At 65.1% G+C, this 22,005-nt stretch carries 23 protein-coding genes and 1 rRNA gene; 12 read left to right on the top strand and 12 right to left on the bottom strand.

All coding sequences use genetic code 11. The features are described from left to right. Positions 1–26 precede the first annotated feature (26 nt). From metW to gshB, 6 genes are all read right to left on the bottom strand, one after another. Complete coding sequence (metW, locus tag ACI48I_RS09090) at positions 27–641, bottom strand: methionine biosynthesis protein MetW (RefSeq protein WP_193687210.1); 615 nt, start codon at positions 639–641, stop codon at positions 27–29. Next, entirely contained in the window at positions 638–1,789 is a 1,152-nt protein-coding gene (gene metX, locus ACI48I_RS09085) for a homoserine O-succinyltransferase MetX (protein ID WP_498573987.1), read from the bottom strand. Before metX ends, metW begins: the two co-directional genes overlap by 4 nt. A 72-nt stretch (positions 1,790–1,861) precedes the next feature. After that, entirely contained in the window at positions 1,862–3,616 is a 1,755-nt protein-coding gene (gene ptsP / locus ACI48I_RS09080; RefSeq protein WP_193688833.1) for a phosphoenolpyruvate--protein phosphotransferase, read from the bottom strand. A 35-nt stretch (positions 3,617–3,651) separates the two neighbouring features. Next, on the bottom strand, positions 3,652–3,921 hold the full coding sequence (locus tag ACI48I_RS09075) for an HPr family phosphocarrier protein (RefSeq protein WP_193687212.1): 270 nt from the start codon (positions 3,919–3,921) through the stop codon (positions 3,652–3,654). A gap of 56 nt (positions 3,922–3,977) precedes the next feature. Next, the gene (locus tag ACI48I_RS09070) at positions 3,978–4,379 is read right to left on the bottom strand and encodes a PTS sugar transporter subunit IIA (RefSeq protein WP_193687213.1); all 402 of its coding nucleotides are present in this window, start codon (positions 4,377–4,379) and stop codon (positions 3,978–3,980) included. A gap of 1 nt (position 4,380) precedes the next feature. Further along, positions 4,381–5,325 (bottom strand): glutathione synthase, encoded by a 945-nt coding sequence (gshB, locus tag ACI48I_RS09065; RefSeq protein WP_193687214.1) that lies wholly within the window; start codon positions 5,323–5,325, stop codon positions 4,381–4,383. Between the two features lie 190 nt (positions 5,326–5,515). Here gshB and ACI48I_RS09060 point away from each other — a divergent pair, with 190 nt between their 5' ends. After that, entirely contained in the window at positions 5,516–6,229 is a 714-nt protein-coding gene (locus ACI48I_RS09060; RefSeq protein WP_193687215.1) for a class I SAM-dependent methyltransferase, read from the top strand. 156 nt (positions 6,230–6,385) lie between these two features. On the opposite strand, the gene gshA is transcribed toward ACI48I_RS09060, so the two are convergent. From gshA to ACI48I_RS09040, 4 genes are all read right to left on the bottom strand, one after another. Further along, positions 6,386–7,687: a glutamate--cysteine ligase gene (gene gshA / locus ACI48I_RS09055; RefSeq protein WP_193687216.1), complete on the bottom strand. Its 1,302-nt coding sequence runs from the start codon at positions 7,685–7,687 to the stop codon at positions 6,386–6,388. A 174-nt stretch (positions 7,688–7,861) separates the two neighbouring features. Then, positions 7,862–9,265: an ammonium transporter gene (gene amt, locus ACI48I_RS09050; protein WP_193687217.1), complete on the bottom strand. Its 1,404-nt coding sequence runs from the start codon at positions 9,263–9,265 to the stop codon at positions 7,862–7,864. A 10-nt stretch (positions 9,266–9,275) separates the two neighbouring features. Next, positions 9,276–9,614 (bottom strand): P-II family nitrogen regulator, encoded by a 339-nt coding sequence (gene glnK / locus ACI48I_RS09045; RefSeq protein WP_193687218.1) that lies wholly within the window; start codon positions 9,612–9,614, stop codon positions 9,276–9,278. Between the two features lie 13 nt (positions 9,615–9,627). Continuing rightward, positions 9,628–10,386 carry a TorF family putative porin gene (locus ACI48I_RS09040; protein WP_193687219.1) on the bottom strand — a complete coding sequence of 253 codons (759 nt, stop codon included), beginning with the start codon at positions 10,384–10,386 and terminating at the stop codon, positions 9,628–9,630. Between the two features lie 257 nt (positions 10,387–10,643). Between ACI48I_RS09040 and ACI48I_RS09035 the strand changes: the two genes are divergently transcribed. Both ACI48I_RS09035 and ACI48I_RS09030 read left to right on the top strand, forming a co-directional pair. Beyond that, the gene (locus ACI48I_RS09035) at positions 10,644–10,898 is read left to right on the top strand and encodes an accessory factor UbiK family protein (RefSeq protein ID WP_136222310.1); all 255 of its coding nucleotides are present in this window, start codon (positions 10,644–10,646) and stop codon (positions 10,896–10,898) included. A 32-nt stretch (positions 10,899–10,930) separates the two neighbouring features. Next, positions 10,931–13,399, top strand: coding sequence for an adenosylcobalamin-dependent ribonucleoside-diphosphate reductase (locus tag ACI48I_RS09030; protein WP_498573986.1), 2,469 nt, complete (start codon positions 10,931–10,933; stop codon positions 13,397–13,399). On the opposite strand, the gene ACI48I_RS09025 is transcribed toward ACI48I_RS09030, so the two are convergent. Further along, complete coding sequence (locus tag ACI48I_RS09025; RefSeq protein WP_498573985.1) at positions 13,400–13,822, bottom strand: VOC family protein; 423 nt, start codon at positions 13,820–13,822, stop codon at positions 13,400–13,402. It lies immediately after the preceding gene. Between the two features lie 188 nt (positions 13,823–14,010). Here ACI48I_RS09025 and ACI48I_RS09020 point away from each other — a divergent pair, with 188 nt between their 5' ends. The 9 genes from ACI48I_RS09020 to ACI48I_RS08980 all read left to right on the top strand — a co-directional run bounded on the left by ACI48I_RS09020 (position 14,011) and on the right by ACI48I_RS08980 (position 21,719). Next, positions 14,011–14,886 (top strand): hypothetical protein, encoded by an 876-nt coding sequence (locus ACI48I_RS09020; protein WP_498573984.1) that lies wholly within the window; start codon positions 14,011–14,013, stop codon positions 14,884–14,886. 50 nt (positions 14,887–14,936) lie between these two features. Further along, positions 14,937–15,455 carry an OmpH/Skp family outer membrane protein gene (locus ACI48I_RS09015; protein WP_498573983.1) on the top strand — a complete coding sequence of 173 codons (519 nt, stop codon included), beginning with the start codon at positions 14,937–14,939 and terminating at the stop codon, positions 15,453–15,455. A gap of 120 nt (positions 15,456–15,575) precedes the next feature. Further along, positions 15,576–16,148 (top strand): DUF2239 family protein, encoded by a 573-nt coding sequence (locus tag ACI48I_RS09010; RefSeq protein ID WP_498573982.1) that lies wholly within the window; start codon positions 15,576–15,578, stop codon positions 16,146–16,148. A gap of 83 nt (positions 16,149–16,231) precedes the next feature. Continuing rightward, entirely contained in the window at positions 16,232–16,828 is a 597-nt protein-coding gene (locus ACI48I_RS09005) for an adenine phosphoribosyltransferase (protein ID WP_193687225.1), read from the top strand. 110 nt (positions 16,829–16,938) lie between these two features. Next, positions 16,939–18,462 carry a YifB family Mg chelatase-like AAA ATPase gene (locus tag ACI48I_RS09000; protein WP_498573981.1) on the top strand — a complete coding sequence of 508 codons (1,524 nt, stop codon included), beginning with the start codon at positions 16,939–16,941 and terminating at the stop codon, positions 18,460–18,462. A 32-nt stretch (positions 18,463–18,494) separates the two neighbouring features. Beyond that, positions 18,495–19,010: a hypothetical protein gene (locus ACI48I_RS08995; RefSeq protein WP_498573980.1), complete on the top strand. Its 516-nt coding sequence runs from the start codon at positions 18,495–18,497 to the stop codon at positions 19,008–19,010. Next, a complete protein-coding gene (locus tag ACI48I_RS08990) occupies positions 19,010–19,747 on the top strand; it encodes an ABC transporter ATP-binding protein (protein WP_498573979.1) in 738 nt (245 codons plus the stop codon). The genes ACI48I_RS08995 and ACI48I_RS08990 overlap by 1 nt, the downstream gene beginning before the upstream one ends. Next, entirely contained in the window at positions 19,744–21,300 is a 1,557-nt protein-coding gene (locus ACI48I_RS08985; RefSeq protein WP_498573978.1) for a putative ABC transporter permease subunit, read from the top strand. Before ACI48I_RS08990 ends, ACI48I_RS08985 begins: the two co-directional genes overlap by 4 nt. A gap of 74 nt (positions 21,301–21,374) precedes the next feature. Then, positions 21,375–21,719, top strand: a complete 345-nt coding sequence (locus ACI48I_RS08980; protein WP_193687230.1) for a DUF1840 domain-containing protein — start codon at positions 21,375–21,377, stop codon at positions 21,717–21,719. Positions 21,720–21,902: 183 nt separating this feature from the next. Here ACI48I_RS08980 and rrf read toward each other — a convergent pair. Next, positions 21,903–22,005: ribosomal RNA gene (gene rrf / locus ACI48I_RS08975) — 5S ribosomal RNA — on the bottom strand; the annotation flags it as partial.

The raw sequence follows: 22,005 nt of genomic DNA, 5'->3' as shown, positions 1-22,005 counted from the left end.
AAGGGCGGATGGGACCGCACGATACCTTATCCCCGCTTCGCCTTCTTCTTCAACCGGAACACCGCCAGGCTCCCGCGCAGGTTCGGCAGGAAGGTCACGGGCTTGCCGTCGGCCAGCGCCACATACTCCAGCACCTCGAGCCCGCACTCTTCCGCCAGCTCCTTGAAATCGTAAATGGTTGCGCAGCGCACGTTCGGCGTGTCGTACCACTGGTAGGGCAGCGAGCGCGAGACCGGCATCCGGCCTTTTAACAATGCAAGCCGGTGCGGCCAGTAGGCAAAATTCGGGAAGGAGACGATCGCCTCGTTCCCCACGCGGACGATGTCGCGCAGCAGGGCTTCGACGTGCTGCATCATCTGCAGCGAGGACAGGCACAGCACCGTGTCGAAGGAGTTGTCGCCGAACAGGCCCAGGCCCGCTTCCATGTCGTGCTGGATCACGTTGATGCCGCGCCGCGTGCTTTCCAGTACCTTGTCGTCGGCGATCTCGATGCCGTAGCCGGTGCAGCGCTTGCCCTTTTCCAGGTAGCGCAGCATGGCCCCGTCGCCGCAGCCGACGTCGAGCACGTGGGCACTGTCGCCCACCCAGTGCGCAATAAACGCGAGGTCGGGCCGCAGCGTCGTCAGGTCTTCGAATTTCATACGGCCTCCCCTGCGGTTTGTTCCCAGATGCGGTCGTAATAGGCCCGCACCACGCCCATGTAGCGCGCGTCTTCCAGCAGGAAGGCGTCGTGCCCGTGCGGCGCGTCGATCTCGGCATAGGTCACCTGGCGCCGGTTCGAAATCAGCGCTTGCACGATTTCGCGGCTGCGCTCGGGCGAGAAACGCCAGTCGGTGGAGAACGAGGCGATCAGGAACTGGGCGCGCGTTGTCGCCAGGGCCTTGGTCAGATCGCCGCCGTGCTCGCGCGCCGGGTCGAAGTAGTCGAGCGCCTTGGTGATCAGCAGGTAGGTGTTGGCGTCAAAATATTCCGAGAATTTGTCGCCCTGGTAGCGCAGGTAGGATTCGATCTCGAAGTCGATGCCGAAGTCGAATTTGTAGTCATTCGTTTCGGCCGCGTTGCGCAGTTTCCGGCCGAATTTCTCGGCCATGTCGTCGTTCGACAAATACGTGATGTGGCCGACCATGCGCGCGACTTTCAGGCCGTTCCTCGGCACCACGCCGTGCTCATAAAAATCGCCGCCGTGGTAGTCCGGATCGGTGAGGATGGCCTGGCGCGCGACGTCGTTGAAGGCGATGTTCTGGGCCGAGAGTTTCGGCGTCGAGGCGATCACGATGCAGTGGCGCAGGCGCTCGGGGAATTTGATGGACCAGGACAGCGCCTGCATGCCGCCGAGCGAGCCGCCCATGACTGCCGCGAACTGTTCGATGCCGAGGCGGTCCGCCAGCCGTGCCTGGGCGCTGACCCAGTCTTCGACCGTCAGCAGCGGAAAGGCCGCGCCATAGGGTTTGTTCGTGGCCGGGTTCAGGTGCATCGGGCCGGTCGAGCCGAAGCAGGAACCGAGGTTGTTGACGCCGATGACAAAAAAGCGGTCGGTGTCGACCGGCTTGCCGGGACCGACCATGTTGTCCCACCAGCCCAGGTTTTTCGGCGCGTCGGCATAGGTGCCGGCGACGTGGTGCGAGGCATTGAGCGCATGGCAGATCAGCACCGCGTTCGATTTGTCGGCGTTGAGCGTGCCGTAGGTTTCATACATCAGCGTGTAGTCGCCGATCTGCGCGCCGCTTTGCAACAGCAAGGGCTCGGCGAAATGCATTGCTGACGGTGAGACGATTCCAATGGATCCCATGAGACTTTCTTGTACTTGTGTTGTTGGCGGCCGCTTTGTACATCATGGCCGCCTTCGGTGCTCGGTGTTCTTCTAATTGAGCTGGAGCTGTTCGACCGCTTCGAGGATCTCGGCCGGCTCCATCGAGCGCATGATGCGCCGCATTCGCGGGGCGATCTGGGCGAGATCGGCGTTCAGGATTTCCTGTTTCACCGACAGCAGCTGCGCCGGATGCATCGAGAACTCGCGCAGTCCCATGCCGAGCAGGAGACGGGTGAGCTTGATGTCGCCCGCCATCTCGCCGCAGACGGCGACGTCGATGCCGGCCTTCTGCCCGGCTGCGATCGTCATGCCGATCAGCTGCAGCACCGCCGGATGCAGCGGGTCGTACAGGTGCGCGACTTCGTAGTCGACGCGGTCGATCGCCAGCGTGTACTGGATCAGGTCGTTGGTGCCGATCGAGAGGAAATCCATGCGGCGCACGAACATCGGCAGCGCCAGCGCCGCGGCCGGGATCTCGATCATGGCGCCCACTTCGACCTGCTCGTCGAACTTGACGTTCTGCTCGCGCAGCTGGGCCTTGGCCTGCTCCAGGATGTTCAGGGTCTGGTCGATCTCGAAGGCGTGCGCCAGCATCGGGAACAGGATGCGCACCTTGCCGAAGGCGGAGGCGCGCAGGATCGCGCGCAGCTGGGTCAGGAACAGCTGGGGCTCGGCCAGGCAGTAGCGGATCGCGCGCAGGCCGAGCGCCGGGTTCAGGGCCGTGTGCTCGGTCGGGTCGAGCGGCTTGTCGGCGCCGACGTCGAGCGTGCGGATCGTCACCGGACGGCCCTTCATCGCCACCACGGCGCGCTTGTACTGCTCGAACTGTTCTTCCTCGTCGGGCACGCGCAAAGCATGCGCGCCGCGGCCCATGAACAGGAATTCGGAACGGAACAGGCCGATGCCGGTGGCCCCGGCGTCGAGCGCATGCGGGCAGTCGTCGGGCAGCTCGATATTCGCCATCAGCTTGATCGCGGTGCCGTCTTTCGTCACGGCCGGCGTCTTTTTCAGCTTCAGCAGGCGCTTGCGCGCTTTCACCAGGGCCAGCTGGCGCGCGCGGTACTGCTCCATCACCAGCGGGCTCGGATTGCAGATCACGACGCCGGCATCGCCGTCGACGATGACCCAGTCGTCCTGCTCGATCAGGCGCGAAGCCTGGCTCATGCCGACCGAGGCCGGGATGTCGAGCGAACGCGCGACGATCGCCGTATGCGAGTTCTGGCCGCCGACGTCGGTGACGAAGCCGATGAAGGAGCGGTCGCGGAAGGCAAGCATGTCGGCCGGCGAGATGTCGTGGGCGACGACCACCATCTGCGGCGCGTAACCCTCGTCGCCGGCCAGCACCGGGGGCACCGACAGGGCGGTGCCCATCAGGACTTTCAGGACGCGCTCGGCGACCTGCTGGATGTCGTGCTTGCGCTCGCGCAGGTAGGGATCTTCGATCTCGTCGAACTGGCTCGAGAGCTCGTCGATCTGGGTCACGAGCGCCCATTCGGCGTTGTAGTGGCGCGAGCGGATGATGTCGAGCGGCGCTTCGGAAATCATCGGGTCGGACAGGATCAGCGCGTGCACGTCGATGAAGGCGCCCAGTTCGGTCGGCGCGTCCTTCGGCAGGTCGGTCCACAGCTCCTGCAGGTTGCGGTGCACTTCGGCGATCGCGTCCTGCAGGCGCTTGACTTCGGCTTCGACCTGCTCTTCCGGAACGAGGTAGTGCTTGACGTCGAGCGCGGCCGGCGTGAGCAGGTGCGCGCGCCCGATCGCGATTCCGCGCGAGACGGGGATGCCATGGAGCGTGAACGACGCCATCGAGGGTCCTGAACGGTAGCGGCCCGATTCCGGCATTACTCGCCTTCGCCGAACTTGTCGTTGACGAGGGAGGACAGCGCGGTAATGGCGTCCTGTTCGTCGGCGCCGTCGGCCTCGAGGGTCACTTTGGCGCCCTTGCCGGCGGCCAGCATCATCACGCCCATGATCGACTTGGCGTTGATGCGGCGGCCGTTGCGGGTGAGCCAGACTTCGCTTTTGTATTTCGCGGCCAGCTGGGTGAATTTGGCGGATGCGCGGGCGTGAAGGCCCAGTTTATTGATAATTTCAAGTTCTTGTTGAATCATGTTTTCGTTTTCTTTTCAATCGTCAGAACTGCATCCTCGGTACTTCCGAAACCAGGTCAACCGACACGGATGCGGTTGTCGACCCGCACTGCGCCGTTTTGTGCCCCTGCCAGCGCCATCTCCACCACCACGTCGAGCGTATCTCTCCGATAGGTAATCGCGCGCAGCAGCATCGGCAGGCTGATGCCGGCGATGACTTCCACGTGGCCGTCGATCGCCAGCGAATTGCAGCAGTTGGCCGGCGTGCCGCCCTTGATGTCGGTGATCACGAGCACGCCATCGCCCTCGTCGAGGCGCGCGATTGCCTCGCGCGCACGGATGTTGACGGCCTGCGTGTCTTCGTCGGCGGCGACGTCGATCGCCTCGAAGCGTTCGGTCGGCCCGCGAAACACGTGGGCCACCGCCGTGATGAATGCCTGGCCCAGCGGTGCGTGGGTCAGGAGCAGAATGCCTACCATGTCATTTCCCTGTTGCCAGCTCGACGGCGTCGATGAACATCGCCGCCACGTCGAAACCGGTCTGGTCGGTGATCTCCTGGAAACAGGTCGGGCTGGTGACATTCACCTCGGTCAGGAAATCGCCGATCACGTCTAATCCTACCAGCAACAGCCCACGCTCGGCCAGCAGCGGCCCGAGCGCCTCGGCGATCTCGCGGTCGCGCTCGGTGATCGGCTGGGCCACGCCGATGCCGCCGGCCGCCAGGTTGCCGCGCACTTCGGACCCCTGCGGGATGCGCGCCAGCGCGAAGGGCACCGGCTTGCCGCCGATGACGAGGATGCGCTTGTCGCCTTTGACGATTTCCGGAATGTATTTTTGTACCATGATGGTACGTTTGCCATTGTCGCTCAGGGTCTCGATGATGGCGCCCAGGTTCATCGCATCGTGCTTGACGCGGAAAATGCCGGTGCCGCCCATGCCGTCGAGCGGCTTGAAGATCACGTCGCCATGCTGGGCGTGGAAAGCGCGCAGGCGCTTTTCCGAGGAGGTGACCAGGGTCGGCGAGGTAAACTGGCTGAACTGGCCGATGGCCAGCTTTTCGTTGTGGTCGCGGATCGCCGACGGACGGTTGAAGACGCGCGCGCCCTGCTTCTCCGCCAGTTCCAGCAGATAGGTGCCGTAGACATATTCCATGTCGAAGGGCGGGTCCTTGCGCTCGATGATGGCGTCGAAGCTCGACAGGCGCAGGTCGCGCGCCTCGTCGGCGCGGTACCAGGCGTCCTGCTCGCCCGTCAGGTGGATGCGCCGCACCTCGGCCGACACCACGCCCAGTTCGAGCGCCATGTCGCGCTGCTCGAAGGCGTAGATCTCGTGCCCGCGGCGCGCCGCCTCGCGCATCATCGCGAAGGTCGAGTCCTTGTAGATCTTGAAACCGGATAAGGGATCGGCGAGGAAGGCGATTTTCATGGAGGGTCCTGTCTGGGTAATGCCCTCGATTTTAGCCGGAATCCCGAAGTCGCGCGGCCGGCCCGCCCGGTCCAGATAATTCTACTGGGCACATAATGCTGATGGGCAAATTGCGCGGGATCGCGCAGGACCGACATCGCGCCTGAGCGTGCGCAAACCGGAGCGCGAAAGCCTGCGCGAGGATGGATGCATGAACGCCCAACTCGACCCGCAACCCGAGCAGGAGCGCATCGCGCGCGTCTACCGCGGCTGGCATGGCGGCGCCGCGCTCGCGCGCTATGCCTGGCACCGGCCCGACATCGTGTTCCAGCACGCCATGCGCACGCGGGTCTTGTCGCGCCTGCTGGCGAACACCGTCGGGACCGACCTCGGCAAGGTACGGGTGATCGATGTCGGCTGCGGCACCGGCAGTTTCCTGCGCCAGCTGATCGACTGGGGGGCGACGCCCGCCCATCTCACCGGCACCGAACTGCAGCAGGACCGGCTCGACCTTGCCCGGCCGCGCTCGGCGCCGGACGTGCACTGGCATTGCGGTCCCCTGAGCGCCCTGCCTGCGGCCAATGCCGACCTGGTCAGCGCCAACACCGTAATCTCCTCGGTGCTCGACCCCGCGCTGCGCGCGCGCCTGGCGGCCGACATGTGGCGCCTGTTGAAACCGGGCGGCTGGTGCCTCGTCTTCGACTTCCGCTACAACAACCCGCGCAATCCGCACGTGCGCAAGGTCACGTGCGCCGAGCTCGACGGCTATTGGCCCGGGCAGCGCCGGCATTACCAGACCCTGCTGCTGGCGCCCCCCGTCGGCCGCGCACTGGCCGCCATGCCGGCGCTGGTGACGGAAACGCTCGCGGCGCTGGCGCCGCCGTTGCGTTCGCATTTCATGTATATGGTGCAGAAGGAGCGGTGACGTACTGAAACCGTAGGGTGGGCTCTGCCCACGCGGTCATGCCCTCGCATACCGCACGGCTTGCGGATAAGGTGCAGCATGCATGTGGTTTACCCGCGTGGGCGGAGCCCGATGCATCCGTGGGCGAGGCCATTGGCCTCGCCCACCCCTACAAAATCAATACACTTCCGGATTCGGATCCGTGCGTTCCATCTCGAGCGAAGCGGCCAACAATCCCAGCCGCGCCACGACGCCGTACACATAAAACCGGTTCGGCGCCGCCGTCCCCGGCTTCGCCTTCAGGTCCGGCACCGCATGCTGCTGGGCAAACGCCAGCGGCACATATTGGGAGCCCGGCGCATTCAGGTTCTGGTCGATGCCGCGCTCGGCGTGCACGCGATAAAAACCGCCGACCACATAGCGGTCGATCATGTAGACCACCGGCTCGGCCACCGCGTCGTCGATCTTTTCGAAGGTCGGCACGCCTTCCTGCACGATCAGGTCGGTCACGGCGACGCCGTCCTTGATCACCGACATCTTGGCGCGTTGCTTCAGGGACAGGTCGCGCACTTCGCTCGCATCCTTGACGGTCATCACGCCCATGCCGTAGGTGCCGGCGTCGGGCTTCACGATCACGAAGGGTTTTTGCTCCTTCATGCCGTATTCCTTGTATTTCTTCTTGATCTTCGAAAGCAGCGAGGACACGGCGTCGGCCAGGGCTTCGGTCCCCTGGTCGTGCTCGAGGTCGATTTCGTTGACCTTGGCATGCAGCGGATTCACCAGCCACGGATCGATGTCGATCAGCTTGCCGAACTTCTTCGCCACCTCGTCGAACGCCTTCAGGTGGTTGCTCTTGCGGCGCAGCGCCCAGCCGGCGTGGACCGGCGGCAGCAGCGACTGTTCGTGGATGTTTTCCAGGATCGAGGGGATGCCGCTCGATAAGTCGTTGTTCAGCAGGATGGTGCACGGATCGAAGTCGGCCAGGCCCAGGCGGCGCCCGTTGCTTGAGCGTACCAGCGGTTCCACGACCAGCATGTTCCCGTCCGGCAGCGCCAGCGGGGTCGGCTGGGTGACGTCGGGAGAGAGCGAACCGAGGCGCACGTGCAGGCCGGTCTGGCGGAAGATCTGCATCAAGCGCGCCACGTTCTGCAGGTAATGCGGGTTGCGCGTGTGCGTTTCCGGGATCAGGAGCAGGTTGCGCGCGTCCGGACAGTATTTGTCGATCGCCGCCATCGCCGCCTGGACCGTCAGCGGCAGCATCTCGGTGGCGAGATTATTGAAACCGCCCGGGAACAGGTTGGTGTCGACCGGCGCCAGTTTGTAGCCGGCATTGCGCAGGTCGACCGAGCAATAGAAGGGCGGCGTGTGCTCCTGCCACTCGAGGCGGAACCAGCGCTCGATGGCCGGCGTGGCGTCGAGGATCTTTTTTTCTAAATCGAGCAGCGGGCCGGTCAGGGCGGTTGCGAGGTGCGGAACCATGAAAGTGGGCGTCCTTTATTAAGCTCTTGAAAACGGGCTTCTTGGCAATGAGTGCCCTTAATTTGGGGCAATATGCCCTATTTTAAAGGCTCATGTTGCGCCGCACCGAAAAAACAAAAAGGGCGCCCCGCGGGGCGCCCTTTTGTTCACTTCTATGCCGATCGGGTCGCGGTATTACGAATGGTACGCCGATTCGCCGTGGCTGGTAATATCCAGGCCCTCGCGTTCCTGCTCTTCCGGCACGCGCAGGCCGATCACAATGTCGACGATCTTGAAGGCAACGAAGGCAACGACCGCCGACCAGACGATGGTCACGCCGATCGCCTGGGCCTGCACCCAGACCTGGTGGCCGATCGAGTAGACGTCGGTCGACGCCTTGTTGGTGACGTAATCCCACACGCCCTGCCCGCCCAGTTGCGGCGCGGCGAAGACGCCGGTCAGCAGTGCGCCGACGATACCGCCGACACCGTGCACGCCGAACACGTCGAGCGAATCGTCGACGCGCAGCAGGCGCTTCAGGCCGTTCACGCCCCACAGGCAGACGAAGCCGCCGACGATACCGATGACCAGTGCACCCATCGGGCCGACGAAACCGCAGGCCGGGGTGATCGCCACCAGGCCCGACACGGCGCCGGATGCCGCACCCAGCATCGACGGTTTGCCCTTGGTGAGCCATTCGCCCATGGTCCAGGCGACGGTGGAGGCCGCGGTGGCCAGCAGCGTGTTGATGAAGGCCAGGGCCGCGATGTCGCCCGCCTCCAGTGCCGAGCCGGCGTTGAAGCCGAACCAGCCCACCCACAGCAGCGAAGCGCCGATCATGGTCATGGTCATCGAGTGCGGTGCCATCGATTCGCGGCCGTAGCCGACGCGCTTGCCGATCACGTAGGCGCCGACCAGACCCGCGACTGCCGCATTGATGTGGACCACGGTGCCGCCCGCGAAATCGAGCGCGCCCTTCTGCCACAGCCAACCGGCATCGGCCGTGACGCTGGCCAGGGTGGCTGCGTCCTTGATCGCGTCAGGACCGGCCCAGAACCAGACCATGTGTGCGACCGGGATATAGCCGAAGGTGAACCACAGCACCACGAACAGCATCACGGCGGCGAAACGCGCGCGCTCGGCAAAGGCGCCGACGATCAGGCCGCAGGTAATCGCGGCAAAGGTGCCCTGGAAGGCGACGAAGATGAACTCGGGGATCATCGTCTCCTTGCTGAAGGTGGCAGCCATGCTGAAGACGCCGGCGGCCGGATCGTAGATGCCGTTCAGGAAGGCGCGGTCAAAACCGCCGATGAAGGGGCTGCCGCCGGTGAAGGCCAGCGAATAGCCGTACAGGCACCACAGGACAATGATCAGCGAGAAGATCATGAACACTTGCAGCAGCACCGACAGCATGTTTTTCGCGCGCACCAGGCCGCCGTAGAACAGGGCCAGGCCCGGGATCGACATCATGATCACGAGGATGGTGGCGATGAACATCCAGGCGGTATCGCCCTTGTTGATGCCTGGGGCGGCCCAGGCCGGCAGCGCAACACCCAGCGCCAGCACAGCGCCGAGGAGTTTGGAAGCGATTGATTTCATTAGGATCCCCTTACAGTGCTTCGTTGCCGGTCTCGCCGGTACGGATACGGATGACCTGGCTGAGGTCGGACACGAAAATCTTGCCGTCGCCGATCTTGCCGGTGCGCGCGGCGCCCTGGATGGCGTCGATGACCTGGTCGACGATGTCGTCGTCGACGGCCGCTTCGATCTTGATCTTCGGCAGGAAGTCGACCACGTACTCGGCGCCACGGTAGAGCTCGGTGTGGCCTTTCTGGCGGCCGAAGCCTTTGACTTCGGTGACCGTCATGCCCTGCACGTTAATTTCCGACAGCGCCTCACGCACTTCGTCGAGCTTGAAGGGCTTGATAATGGCGGTAATCAGTTTCATCGCATTGCCTCTTTCAGAAAGTTTTGGAGACGGACAGCACCGCCGCCGAGCGGCCGAGATTGCGTCCCCGTGGATCCACATAGGCTTCGGTATTGGCCTTGATCCAGGCCAGGGACACGCTGGCAAAGCCGAAGTCCTTCGTGACGCCGACCTTGTAGTCGGTATAGGACAGCGGGCTGTTGTTCTTCACGCGCTGGTGCCCGACGTGCAGGTTCAGCACCAGGCCTTCGACGGCGGTGACCGGTACGTTGGCGCCGAGGTCCAGGTAGCCGCTCTGCTTGCTGTCGGTGGTGCCGAACAGGTTCGTGGTCGAGTGCGAATACTTCAGGTAGCCCGGACCGAAACCGACCTGGCCGTACAGTTCGAAGGTGTTCGCGTTCGGGTGCAGGTCGTTCGACGGATACCAGTAATACAGGCCGCCGACGTCGTAGCTGATCGCTTCCGTGATCTGGCCGCGCTTGCCGCCGTACAGGTCGACCTCGACGTTGCCGTCGCCGCCCAGGTCCTTCGTCCACTTGATGGTCGAGAGCCAGGTACCGACATAGAAACCGGTCGGGCTGTGGGTGTAGTCGACGCCGCCCTGCAGCGCGGGATCGAAGCGGCTCTGCGACAGCCCGCGGTAGCGGTACTCGGTGGTCAGCGCCGCGTTGTAGCTGAGCTGGTGCTCGGCGACCGGCGCAGCCGCTGCTTCTTGCGCCTGCGCATTGCCCATCATTACCAGCGCCAGCAATGCTGCGTTCGCGACTGCACTACCTGCTAACTTGATCTTCATGACGATTTCCCTTGCTTGGATGGACGGATGTGGTGTTCTGGTGCCCTGGGTTGCAGCTTTACCCATCCTGTAGCAGAATGCGTGCCAGCCCCTATGGACGTGTATAAGGGCTCTCATGTGCTTGATTTTTCGCTCTCGCGCCCCACTTCTGGTGATACTCACCACAAATAAGTGCGCAGCCGGCGCAGGATGCGCCGTCATGCACTAAACGAGGTCGCCCCGCACCACCGCGGTGCGCCGCCTCAGACCCAGGACTTTTGGATATGAATAATTTCTTTAATGACTTGCAAGGCAAGATCAACCAGGCCATGGAAAGCTCGCCCGCCAAGGACATCGAGCGCAACGTCAAGGCGATGATGACCCAGGGCTTTTCCAAGCTCGACCTGGTGACGCGCGAGGAATTCGACATCCAGGCCCAGGTGCTGGCAAAGACGCGCGCAAAGCTCGAAGCGCTCGAGCTGCGCGTGGCCGAGCTGGAAGCGCGGCTGACGGAGACGGCTCCGAAGGTGTAATGGCGCTGCCGGCGTAACTTCCGAGTGACGCCATGAATGCAAACGAAAAATTGATCGGCACGGGCTTGCCTCCACAAGAGGTGTCGATCGACGTACTGCGCGAAAAATACGCGAAAGGCCACGAGACCTCGGTCGCCGAGGTGCGCCAGCGCGTGGCCCGCGCCCTTGCCGCGCGAGAAGCCCCTGAACGCCGCGCCGAACTCACCGAACGTTTTCTGTGGGCCATGGAAAACGGTTTCGTTCCGGGCGGACGCATCAACTCCGCCGCCGGCCTCGATCTCAAAGCTACCCTCATCAATTGTTTCGTCCAGCCGGTAGGCGATTCCGTCACCGGCTGCGAAGATGGCCTGCCCGGCATCTACACGGCGCTGGCCGAGGCAGCGGAAACGATGCGCCGCGGCGGCGGCGTCGGTTACGACTTCAGCGCCATCCGCCCCTTCGGCAGCCTCGTCCACGGCACCCGCTCGCGCGCCTCCGGACCGGTCTCGTACATGGAATTGTTCGACGCCTCCTGCCGCACGGTGGAATCGGCCGGCGCCCGGCGCGGCGCCCAGATGGGGGTGCTGCGCATCGACCATCCCGACATCGAACGGTTTATCGCGGCCAAGGACAGCGGCGCCCTCTCGAATTTCAATATCTCGGTCGGCGTCAGCGACGCCTTCATGCATGCGCTGGAAGCGGACGCCACCTTCCCGCTGGTGCACCGCGCCGAGCCGGGAGAAGAACTGCTTGCGGCAGGCGCGCATCAACGCGAGGACGGCCTCTGGGTCTACCGCGAAGTGCGCGCCAGGACGCTCTGGGACAGCATCATGGCCTCGACCTATGATCACGCGGAGCCGGGCGTGCTGTTCATCGACCGCATGAACGCCGAGAACAACCTCTGGTATTGCGAGCGGCTGCGCGCGACCAATCCCTGCGGCGAGCAGCCGCTGCCGGCCTACGGCTGCTGCGATCTCGGCTCGATCAACCTCACCTGCTTCGTCGACGGGCCCTTCAGCGAGGACGCCCGCTTCGACTTCGAGCGCATGCGCGAGGTCGCGGCGGTCGCGGTACGCATGCTCGACCTGGTGCTGGACGCCACCGAGTGGCCCTTGCCACAGCAGGCGCTCGAGGCGCGCGCCAAGCGCCGCATCGGCCTCGGCTTCCTCGGCCTGGGCAGCGCACTGGTCATGCTGGGCCTGCGCTACGACGCGCCCGAGGGCCGCGCACTGGCCGCACGGATCGCCGAAGCGCTGCGCGATGCGGCGTATGCGGCGTCAAATGAACTGGCGCGCGAAAAAGGCGCCTTTCCCCTGTTCGATGCGGCGCGCTACCTGGAAGGCGCCTTCGTGGCGCGCCTGCCGCACGACCTGCGTGAAGCGATCCGCGTGCATGGCATCCGCAACTCCCACCTGCTCTCGATCGCGCCGACCGGCACGATTGCGCTGGCCTTTGCCGACAATGCCTCGAACGGCATCGAGCCCGCCTACTCCTGGACCTATCAGCGCAAGAAGCGGATGCCGGACGATTCGATGCGCGCCTACGAGGTGCAGGACCACGCCTGGCGCCTTTATCTGCGCCTCGATCCCGATGCCACGCCGGACGGTCCGCTGCCGCCGCAGTTCGTCACCGCCCTGCAGATGAGCGCCGACGACCACCTGCGCATGCTCGAAGCGGTCCAGCCCTACATCGACACCTCGATCTCGAAGACGGTGAACGTGCCGGTCGATTATCCGTATGACGATTTCCGTGGCCTGTACCTGGAAGCCTGGCGCTCCGGCTTGAAGGGGCTGGCGACCTATCGGCCGAACACGGTGCTGGGCAGCGTGCTGGGAACGGTGGCCGGCGCCACCACGCCCGCCCAGGACGAAGACCCGCTGCGCAAGCGCTTCGACGGCCGTCCGCTGGGCGAACTCGATTCGGTCACCTCGAAGATCGAGTATTCGACCCAGGAAGGCCGCAAGACCCTGTACCTGACGGTGAGCTTCATCCGGGCCGAGGGTGTGATCGACGGCTTGCCGGTGACGATCGAGCGCCCCTTCGAATTCTTCATGCCGGCCAACCAGCGCAGCGACGGCCAGCAATGGATCACCTCCTCGATGCGCCTGCTCTCGATGCTGGCGCGCGCCGGCGGGCCGATCGCCAAGGCGCTGGCCGACATGCGCGACGTGGTCTGGGAAAAGGGCCCGGTGCGCTGCGGTTTTCTCACGCGCGAGGACGGCACGCGGGTGCCGGTGTTTCACGACTCGGAGGCGGCCGCGGTCGGCTTCATGCTGCAGCGGATCCTGATTGGACGCGGCTTCCTCGACAGCCAGGGCAATCAGGTACCGGTGCCGCAACTGGCTCGCCAGCTCGCCGCGCGTGGCGGTTCAGTCGATATGGCGCCGCCCGAGCCCACGGCGGCAAGCGCGCCGCCGCCGGCCCTGGGTGCGAAATGCCCCGAATGCGGCGCCCGCGCGCTGCGCAAGATCGACGGCTGCACGCGCTGCGACAACTGCCAGTACGTGGGCGAATGCGGCTGATTACTTGGCGAAGACCTGGCTGATGTCGCCGAAGGCCTTGAATTCGAGCGCATTGCCCGACGGGTCGAGGAAGAACATGGTCGCCTGCTCGCCCACCTGCCCCTTGAAGCGCACGTGCGGCTCGATGACGAAACGGGTGCCTGCCGCGCGCAGCTTGTCGGCCAGCGCTTCCCACTGCTCCATCGGCAGGATCGCGCCGAAGTGCCGCACCGGCACGTCATGGCCATCGACCGCGTTGGTCGGCGCCGCGCTCACTTCGTCGGGCGCCAGGTGGGCCACCACCTGGTGGCCATAGAAATTGAAGTCGACCCACTCGTCGGAGCTGCGGCCTTCGGGGCAGCCGAGCAAATCGCCATAAAAACGGCGCGCCTCGGCCAGGTCGCGTACCGGGAAAGCCAGGTGAAACAGGGGCGTGGATTGCATGAGAATCTCCCAAAAAAGTGGCGGACAATGCCTGCCTATTCTAGAGAGGTTCGCGCTCACAAACACAGCGTTCTTGACAGGTCCGAGTCGGGAAAAGTCGATGTCCACGCATTCCCGGCGCTTTCGCTCGATTAACGATACGCCGCGGTGATAACATCGAGGTCATCCGCCAACCGACAACGATGTGCATGACCACCGAACAAATTTCCCGCGCCCCGGACGGCGGTATCAATGAAGACCTGATCGCGGTGTTCGAGTCCGGGGAGACGACCGACCTGGTGGTGCTCGATGGCGCCACCTCGGTCGCCGACGCCGACTACGTCGACCGCGAACAGGGCGATGTCGCCTGGTTCGTGCAAGCCTTTGCCGCCGAACTCGGAAAAGCGATCGCACCAGGCCTGTCCCAGGGCACGGCCGTACGCCGGGCGGTCACTGCGGTGCGCGACGCCTGGGCGGCGCGGGCCGGCGCCCATGCGATTCCCTTGTACGCCCACCCGCTGGCCGCCCTCACCTGGATCCGCATCCGGCACGAGCAAGACCAGCTCGCGCTCGCGCTCTACTGCCTGGGCGACTGCAAGGCGTTCGCATTCGACGCCGCCGGCGCGGTGCTCGACCTCGACCCTTACCTCAATCCGCAGGAGGCCGTGCTGCAGGAAGCGATCGCCGCCCTCGCCCTCGAAGGCGTGAGCGATCCGGCAGCGAAGCGCGCGCGCCTGCTGCCGATGCTGCGTGCGCGCCGCGCATTCCAGCACGGGTCGCCGGCGCCGGATGTGCTGTGCCTGGCGCCGCAGGGCGAATTCAAGGCGCGCGAATACGCCTTGCGGCTGGCGCCGGGAACCGCCGTGCTGGGCATGACCGACGGTTATTATCGGCTGGTCGACTCCTATGGGCTGTATACGATCGAGGAACTGGCGCAGCGCTGCCGGACCGATGGACTGGCCGCTCTGCTCGATGAACTGCGCGCATTCGAAGCGGCGCGGGCGTCCGCCACCCTGGCGGTGAAAAGCGCCGACGATGCATCGGCGGTACTGTGGACCGGTCCCACCAGGAAGGAAAGCGAATGATTTCGTTTGATTGGCGCATTGGAGCGCCGCGCGACCGGCAAGGAAAACCATTGAACAAGCATCTGAAGTATGTGGCGGCGCTGTGCCTTGCTGCGCTCTTGTGCGGCCCGGCCGCCGCCCAGGACACCCTGCGCCCGGCCGAAGCGCGGATCGTCGTCGTCAACGTCGAGCGCCTGCTGGTCGACTCGAAACGCGCGCGCGCCGCGACCGCAAAAATCGAGGCCGAATTCACCCCGCGGCGCGAGCGGATCGCAGCCCAGCTGCGCCAGCTGCGCGCGCTGTCGGACAAGCTGGCGCAGGACGCCCCGCAGCTCGACGACCGCGAGAAGCTCGTGCGTTCGCGCGCCGTGGGCGAACTCGAACGGAACATCCGCCGCGCCCAGGCGCAAATCAGCGACGATTTCGCCGAACGCACGGCGTCCGAACGTGCCGCGATTGCCAAACGCATCGTTGAGATCGTCACCCGCCTGCCCGCCCAGCTCGGTGTGGACGTGGTCCTGACGCGCACCATCTGGCACCGGCCGCAGATCGACGTCACGGACAAGGTCGAGGCCATGCTGGACCGGTAAGCCGAATCGCCGCAAGGCCATCGCTTATTTTACCCGGATGTTATTGCGCCCTGCTTTTTATCCGGGTAATATCTCCGCATGCGCTCCTTGTCGGGAAGCGCGTCACGAAAGGAGAATCCCATGCTGCCCAACAACTGCATCGCTTTTGCCGGAACCGAACTCCTGGCCAGGGGTGAGCTCGTCGAGGTCGTACGCGCCGTCAAGGCCGCGCTCGACAAAGGGTCCGACCGTTCGATCGCAGTGCTCGACGCCGCCACGAGTCAACCGGTCGACATCAATTTCACCGCCACGGAAGAAGAGGTGCTGCAACGGATTCCGCGTGCGCCCGGGCGCGGCGCCGGCCGCCCGAAGCTGGGCGTCATTCCGCGCGAAGTGACGCTGCTGCCGCGCCATTGGGAATGGCTGGCAAAGCAGCCGGGCGGCGCCTCGGTGGCGCTGCGCAAGCTGGTCGAACACGCCTCGCGCGATGCGCGCGAGGCCGACATGATGCGCGAAGCGCGCGACGCGGCCTATCGCTTCATGCATGAGCTGATGGGCGATGCGGCCGGCTTCGAAGAGGCGTCGCGGGCGCTGTTCGCGGGCGATGGCGAACGCTTCCAGGGACTCGTTGCGGATTGGCCGGGGGACGTGCGTGCGCATCTGCTGGAGCTGGCCGGGCCTGCGTTCGGCAGCGGGCAGGCGCCCAGCAGCTAGTTCGCCAGGCTGCTGGTTACGTCCGGCGTTTCGAGCGCCAGCTTCCGGCCGGCGACCGGCTTGACGGCGCTCGGGATGCGCACATGTTTCTGCTGCGCGCAGCCTGTGCGCAGACCTGCGATAATCTCGTCCCCCATTCGCTTCACCCACACGACCACATACCTCACATGAATGATTTCGACAGCGTTCCGCTGGAATTTTTTCAGGATTACCCGGAGCCGGGTGTCAATTTTATCGATGTCGGTTGCATTTTCGATAACCCTGACCATTGGCGCCTCGCCGTCGATACCTTGCACGCGGAGACCGAGGGCTTGCACTTCGACTTCATTCTTGCCATGGACGCGCGTGGATTCATGATCGCCGGTGCCCTCGCCTACGAGCGCAAGGTCGGCTTCGCCATGGCGCGCAAGGCGGGCAAATTGCCCGGCAAGGCGATCAGCATCGATTACCAGCGCGAATACGGAAGCGCGACCATCGAGATCCAGCCGGAGCGCATCAAGGGCCAGCGCGTGCTGATCGTCGATGACGTGCTGGCCACCGGCGGCACCATCGAAGCGGCAGCGGCCCTGCTGCGCCAGCTTGGAAAAGAGGTCGTCGGTGCAGCGGCCCTGTTCGATATCGCTTTCTTCAAGGAGAAGCGCGCGCTGACGATGCCAATCGTGACCTTGCGCGACGTCTGAAACTCCCTGCACGCACCTGAACCTGGAGACGATGCAGGCTTGGGTGCGCTCAACAGGTGGACTCCAAAGCGGTGCCACCATCCTGCGAGTCCTCACTCGCCAGGAACCCCATGAGCCTCGCCGTGTTACGCAGCCGCGCCCTGTCCGGCATGGAAGCGCCCGCCGTCAGCGTCGAAGTCCATCTCGCCAACGGGCTCCCCGGCCTGACCATCGTCGGCCTTCCCGACGCCGAGGTGCGCGAGGCGAAAGACCGGGTGCGCGCCGCCTTGCAGAACGTCGGCTTCGAGATGCCGGCGCGGCGCATTACCGTCAACCTGGCGCCGGCCGACCTGCCGAAGGAATCCGGCCGTTTCGATTTGCCGATCGCCCTCGGCATCCTGGCCGCCTCCGGCCAGATCCCCTCCACGGAACTCGACCGCTACGAATTCGCCGGCGAGTTGTCGCTCTCCGGACAATTGCGTCCGGTACGCGGTGCACTGGCAATGACCTTTGCCATCGGCCGTAGTGGGGGTGAAACGCGGCGCGCCTTCATCCTGCCGAAAGCAAATGCCGACGAGGCAGCGCTGGTCATGGATGCCGCCATTTATCCGGCCGATACGCTCTTGCAGGTGTGCGCCCACTTCGCCGCAAGCGACGAGGGTGCGCGGCTTGACCGCTACCGCAACGAGCGGCCCGGGCAGCCCGTGTGCTATCCGGATTTCACCGACGTCAAGGGGCAGCAGCATGCGAAACGGGCGCTGGAAATCGCCGCAGCCGGCAACCATTCGCTCTTGTTGATGGGGCCGCCGGGCGCCGGCAAAAGCATGCTGGCCTCGCGCTTCCCGGGTTTGTTGCCGCCGATGACGGACGAGGAAGCGCTGGAAGCGGCGGCGGTGCAGTCACTGAACGGCAGTTTTTCGGCCGAACGCTGGCGCGTGCGCCCGTTTCGCAGTCCACACCATACGAGCTCGGGCGTCGCTTTGGTCGGCGGGGGCAATGCGCCGCGTCCGGGAGAGGTGTCGCTGGCGCATTGCGGGGTCCTGTTTCTCGACGAGCTGCCGGAATTTGACCGCAAGGTGCTCGAGGTGCTGCGCCAGCCGCTCGAGTCGGGCCGGATTACCATCTCGCGCGCCGCGCACCAGGCCGAGTTTCCGGCGCGCTTCCAGCTGATCGCCGCGATGAATCCCTGTCCCTGCGGCTGGCAGGGTCACCCGTCGGGCAAGTGCCACTGCAGCAACGAGAGTGCGCTGCGCTACCGCGACCGGATTTCCGGCCCGCTGCTCGACCGCATCGACATGCAGATCGAGGTGAGCGCGATGTCGCCCGATGCGATGAGCGCCCGCGCCGATGGCGAGAGCACGGCCAGCATCGCCGAGCGGGTGGCGCGTGCCCATGCGCTGCAGCTGGAGCGCCAGGGCAAGCCGAACCAGCGTCTGAGCACGCGCGAGATCGAACGCCACTGCGCCCTCGATCCGCTGAGTGAGCGCACGCTACGCTCGGCCATGTCGCTGATGCACTGGTCGGCGCGGGCTTATCACCGCGTGCTGAAGGTGGCGCGCACCATCGCCGACCTGGCGGGGACTTCGGCCATCGAGGCGCCGCACATGGCGGAAGCGGTGCAGTACCGGCGCGGGCTGCAGGAGCGGCCGAGCTAGCGCGGGGGCAGGTGCCCTGCTACCATCGACGCATGCAAAAACGATCATTCCTTGTTGTCGTCCTTTCCGGTGCCCTGCTCCTGCTCGGCTGCAATCCCACCTATAACTGGCGCGACTACAGCAGTCCTGAGGCGCCCTACCGGATCATGTTCCCGGCCAAGCCGGCGACGCACACGCGCAATGTCGACCTCGACGGCATGCAGGTGGAGATGACGATGACGGCCGCCGAGGTCGAAGGCGTGATGTTTGCCGTCGGCACCGGTACGGCGCCCGACCCGGCGCAGGCCCAGGCGGCGGTCACGGCCATGAAAACTGCCCTGGTGCGCAACATCGGCGCCAAGGTCGAGCGCGAAAGCACGGCGACGGCGGGCAACGAGGCCGCGGTCGACATCGACGCCATCGGCAGCGCGAACGGCCAGCCGATGAAGCTGCGCGGCCATTTCGAAGCGCACGGCAAGCGCTTCTACCAGGTGATCGTGCTGGGTAAGGCAAGCGCCGTGGCGTCCGAGCACAGCGACCAGTTCATTTCTTCTTTTAAACTGCTGTGATGCCGCACTCGCCTTCGCCTGCGCTGGCGCTCAGCGGCCTGAGCAAAAGTTTCGGCCGCCCGGCGGTCGATGGCCTGGACCTGGCTGTCGCGCGCGGGGAATTCTATGCGCTGCTGGGACCGAACGGCGCGGGCAAGACGACGACCTTGCGCATGGTCGCGGGCCTGCTGGCGCCGGATGCGGGACGGATCGAGGTGCTCGGCATCGACCTTGCCGCCGACCCGGCAGCGGCCAAGCGCAAGCTCGCCTATCTGCCGGACGATCCCATGCTCTACGGGAAGCTGAAACCGGTCGAGTATCTTGAATTCGTGGCCGGCTTGTGGGGCGTCGACGGCAAGGCGGCCGAGCCGCGCGCGCGCGAACTGCTCGAATGGCTCGACCTGGACCAGCATGCACACGAATTGACCGAGGGATTCTCGCGCGGCATGAAGCAGAAGCTGGCCCTGGCCGGCGCCCTGATCCACGAACCCGAGCTCCTCATCCTGGACGAGCCGCTGACCGGCCTCGACGCGGGCGCCGCGCGCCAGGTCAAGGATCTGCTGTTGTCCCACGTGGCCAAGGGCGGTACGGTGATCCTGACCACCCATATCCTGGAAGTAGCGGAGCGGCTCGCGCAACGCATCGGCATCATCCAGCATGGCCGGCTGATCGCCGAGGGAACGCTCGATCAATTGCGCGAGGCGACACCCGGCGCGACGCTGGAGGAAATGTTCCTGCGCCTGACGGGTCCGGCATGACGCTGCGGCCCGGCACTGCCCGGTGGTTGCTGCGCCATGAATTGCGGCTGTTCTGGTATAGCCTGGCAAGCGGCAAGGAAGGTGCGCCGCGCCGGCCGACGTGGCGGGTGATCGGCGGCGGGCTGCTGGTCTGGCTCGGCTTGCACGCCGCCGTGTTCGCCCTGCTTGATGCGATCGGGCCGGCCGGCGGCATGCCGCCGCGTCAGTTCGCGGTCGCCGTCACCGCGCTCCTGCTGGCGACCTTTCTGTTCATGCTCTCGAGCGCGCTGAAAAGCAGCGTCGAGACGCTGTTCGACCGCGGCGACCTCGACTTGCTGCTGTCGTCGCCGCTGCCCTCGCGCAGCATTTTTATCGTGAAACTGACGGGCATGGCCTTCGGTGTCGCCGGCTTGTACCTGTTTTTCCTGGCGCCGTTTGCCCACGTCGGACTGGTGCTGGGACAGTTCCGCTGGATGGCGATTTATCCGGTCCTGTTCGCGATGGCGGTGCTGGCCGCATCGGCGGCAATGCTGCTCACGCTCGCGCTGGTGCGCCTGCTGGGCGCCCGCCGTACCCGTGTCGTCGCGCAAGTCGTCGGCGCGCTGGCCGGCGCCCTCCTGTTCCTGCTGTCGCAGGCAGGCAGCCTGGTGTCGCAGCGCGACGGTCCGGCACCGACGGCGATCGCCCGCGTCATGGCGAAGGTAGAGACACTCGATCCGGGCAGCCTGCTGTTCCTGCCGGCACGCGCCGCCCTCGGCGATGCGCGTGCAGTCGCCGTCGTCGCCGCGCTGGGCTTGTTTGCCGCACTGCTGACCGTGCGCTCGACGCACCGCTTCTTCGTCCAGGGTCTGCAGCAAGCGGCGGGCAGCGAGCGCGTAGCACGCCCTTCTGGTCCGGTGCGCTATCGTTTTGATCGCAGCCTGGCGCAGCTTGTGCTCGTCAAGGAATGGCGCCTGGTCGGGCGCGATCCGCACCTGATCTCGCAAGTGCTGCTGCAGCTGCTGTATTTGCTGCCGCTGTGCTTTATCGTGTTTCGAAAAAGCGAGCTGCAAGTGCCGGCGATTGCCGGCGGCCTGACGATGCTGTGCGGTTCACTGAGCGCCTCGCTGTCCTGGATCATCCTGCTGGCCGAAGATGCGCCGGACCTGCTGCAGACCTCGCCGGCCAGGATGGCTACCGTGCGCATGGCAAAACTGGCGGCGGCGGTCCTCCCCGTATTTGTCCTGGTCGGCCTTCCGCTCGTGTGGCTGATCCTGCGCACGCCCGTGGCCGGGTTGCTGACGGCGGGCACGGTCTGCGGCGCAATCCTGAGCGCGGCCTTGATCAATTTGTGGACGGGCCGGCCGACGGCCCGGGGCGAATTCAAGAACCGGGGGCAGCGCAGCGTGACGACCCGCCTGCTCGAGCTGTGCGGCCTGCTGGCATGGGCGGCACTGGCCTGGCTGCTGCCGCGTGTGGCCGCGGCCGATGCCGTACCGGTCGGCCTCGGTGTCGCAGCGGGCACGGGCGCCGCTGCGGCGCTCGCATTCGGCGTCGTGCCGCTCGCCTGGTTGCTGCGCCATCGTGTCCGCTAGGGACGTGCGCGAGGTGACCGCACCCTGCACTCGTGTTATCGTTTAGTTACGACGAAAAAACACGAGAACGCACTATGTTAATTACCTTCAAAAGCAAAGCCTATCCCGACGTGATGATGTACCAGGACCACGCCAAGCGCATCCTGGACCTGCTCCACAAGGAACCGGAGATCGGCGTCATCACCTCGGCTGAAGCGGGGCGTGCCGTCGAACTGCTCGAGCACGAAATCGAAGAAAGCCGCAAGCACCCGCCGTCCGACGAGGTCGCGCAGGACATCAAGGCCCATCGCGGCGAAGACGACGACGATCCGGATCATGAGCAGGCCCAGTTGGTCAGCTTCTCGACCCGGGCCTATCCGATGCTCGAGATGCTGCGCGCGGCCCGTGACAATCGCTGCGACATCCTCTGGGGTGTCTGAGCCGGGATATAGTCAGGTGAAATAAGGCGGTCTAGTTGCCGCCTGGCTACCGCCACGGCTGCGGAAAGCCGACAACGAAAGCCCGCCAGCAGTGCTGGCGGGCTTTTTAATGAGCTGGAGAACGAATCGACAGACGAAAAAAAACCCGCTCAGATTACTGAGCGGGTTTTTTCTTTATAACTAGCCTGACGATAACCTACTTTCACACTGGTTGCAGCACTATCATCGGCGCAAAGTCGTTTCACGGTCCTGTTCGGGATGGGAAGGGGTGGGACCGACTTGCTAT

This window comes from Massilia sp. LXY-5, from assembly GCF_059801075.1.
The sequence above is the reverse complement of the archived record's forward strand: the minus strand, read 5'-3'. Positions and strand labels throughout refer to the sequence as shown.

Excerpts from the sequence above, each read along its gene's own strand:
- metW (WP_193687210.1), bottom strand. The coding sequence starts at position 641 with ATGAAATTCGAAGACCTGACGACGCTGCGGCCCGACCTCGCGTTTATT.
- metX (WP_498573987.1), bottom strand. The coding sequence starts at position 1,789 with ATGGGATCCATTGGAATCGTCTCACCGTCAGCAATGCATTTCGCCGAG.
- ptsP (WP_193688833.1), bottom strand. The coding sequence starts at position 3,616 with ATGGCGTCGTTCACGCTCCATGGCATCCCCGTCTCGCGCGGAATCGCG.
- ACI48I_RS09075 (WP_193687212.1), bottom strand. The coding sequence starts at position 3,921 with ATGATTCAACAAGAACTTGAAATTATCAATAAACTGGGCCTTCACGCC.
- ACI48I_RS09070 (WP_193687213.1), bottom strand. The coding sequence starts at position 4,379 with ATGGTAGGCATTCTGCTCCTGACCCACGCACCGCTGGGCCAGGCATTC.
- gshB (WP_193687214.1), bottom strand. The coding sequence starts at position 5,325 with ATGAAAATCGCCTTCCTCGCCGATCCCTTATCCGGTTTCAAGATCTAC.
- ACI48I_RS09060 (WP_193687215.1), top strand. The coding sequence starts at position 5,516 with ATGAACGCCCAACTCGACCCGCAACCCGAGCAGGAGCGCATCGCGCGC.
- gshA (WP_193687216.1), bottom strand. The coding sequence starts at position 7,687 with ATGGTTCCGCACCTCGCAACCGCCCTGACCGGCCCGCTGCTCGATTTA.
- amt (WP_193687217.1), bottom strand. The coding sequence starts at position 9,265 with ATGAAATCAATCGCTTCCAAACTCCTCGGCGCTGTGCTGGCGCTGGGT.
- glnK (WP_193687218.1), bottom strand. The coding sequence starts at position 9,614 with ATGAAACTGATTACCGCCATTATCAAGCCCTTCAAGCTCGACGAAGTG.
- ACI48I_RS09040 (WP_193687219.1), bottom strand. The coding sequence starts at position 10,386 with ATGAAGATCAAGTTAGCAGGTAGTGCAGTCGCGAACGCAGCATTGCTG.
- ACI48I_RS09030 (WP_498573986.1), top strand. The coding sequence starts at position 10,931 with ATGAATGCAAACGAAAAATTGATCGGCACGGGCTTGCCTCCACAAGAG.
- ACI48I_RS09025 (WP_498573985.1), bottom strand. The coding sequence starts at position 13,822 with ATGCAATCCACGCCCCTGTTTCACCTGGCTTTCCCGGTACGCGACCTG.
- ACI48I_RS09020 (WP_498573984.1), top strand. The coding sequence starts at position 14,011 with ATGACCACCGAACAAATTTCCCGCGCCCCGGACGGCGGTATCAATGAA.
- ACI48I_RS09010 (WP_498573982.1), top strand. The coding sequence starts at position 15,576 with ATGCTGCCCAACAACTGCATCGCTTTTGCCGGAACCGAACTCCTGGCC.
- ACI48I_RS09005 (WP_193687225.1), top strand. The coding sequence starts at position 16,232 with ATGTTTCTGCTGCGCGCAGCCTGTGCGCAGACCTGCGATAATCTCGTC.
- ACI48I_RS09000 (WP_498573981.1), top strand. The coding sequence starts at position 16,939 with ATGAGCCTCGCCGTGTTACGCAGCCGCGCCCTGTCCGGCATGGAAGCG.
- ACI48I_RS08995 (WP_498573980.1), top strand. The coding sequence starts at position 18,495 with ATGCAAAAACGATCATTCCTTGTTGTCGTCCTTTCCGGTGCCCTGCTC.
- ACI48I_RS08990 (WP_498573979.1), top strand. The coding sequence starts at position 19,010 with ATGCCGCACTCGCCTTCGCCTGCGCTGGCGCTCAGCGGCCTGAGCAAA.
- ACI48I_RS08985 (WP_498573978.1), top strand. The coding sequence starts at position 19,744 with ATGACGCTGCGGCCCGGCACTGCCCGGTGGTTGCTGCGCCATGAATTG.
- ACI48I_RS08980 (WP_193687230.1), top strand. The coding sequence starts at position 21,375 with ATGTTAATTACCTTCAAAAGCAAAGCCTATCCCGACGTGATGATGTAC.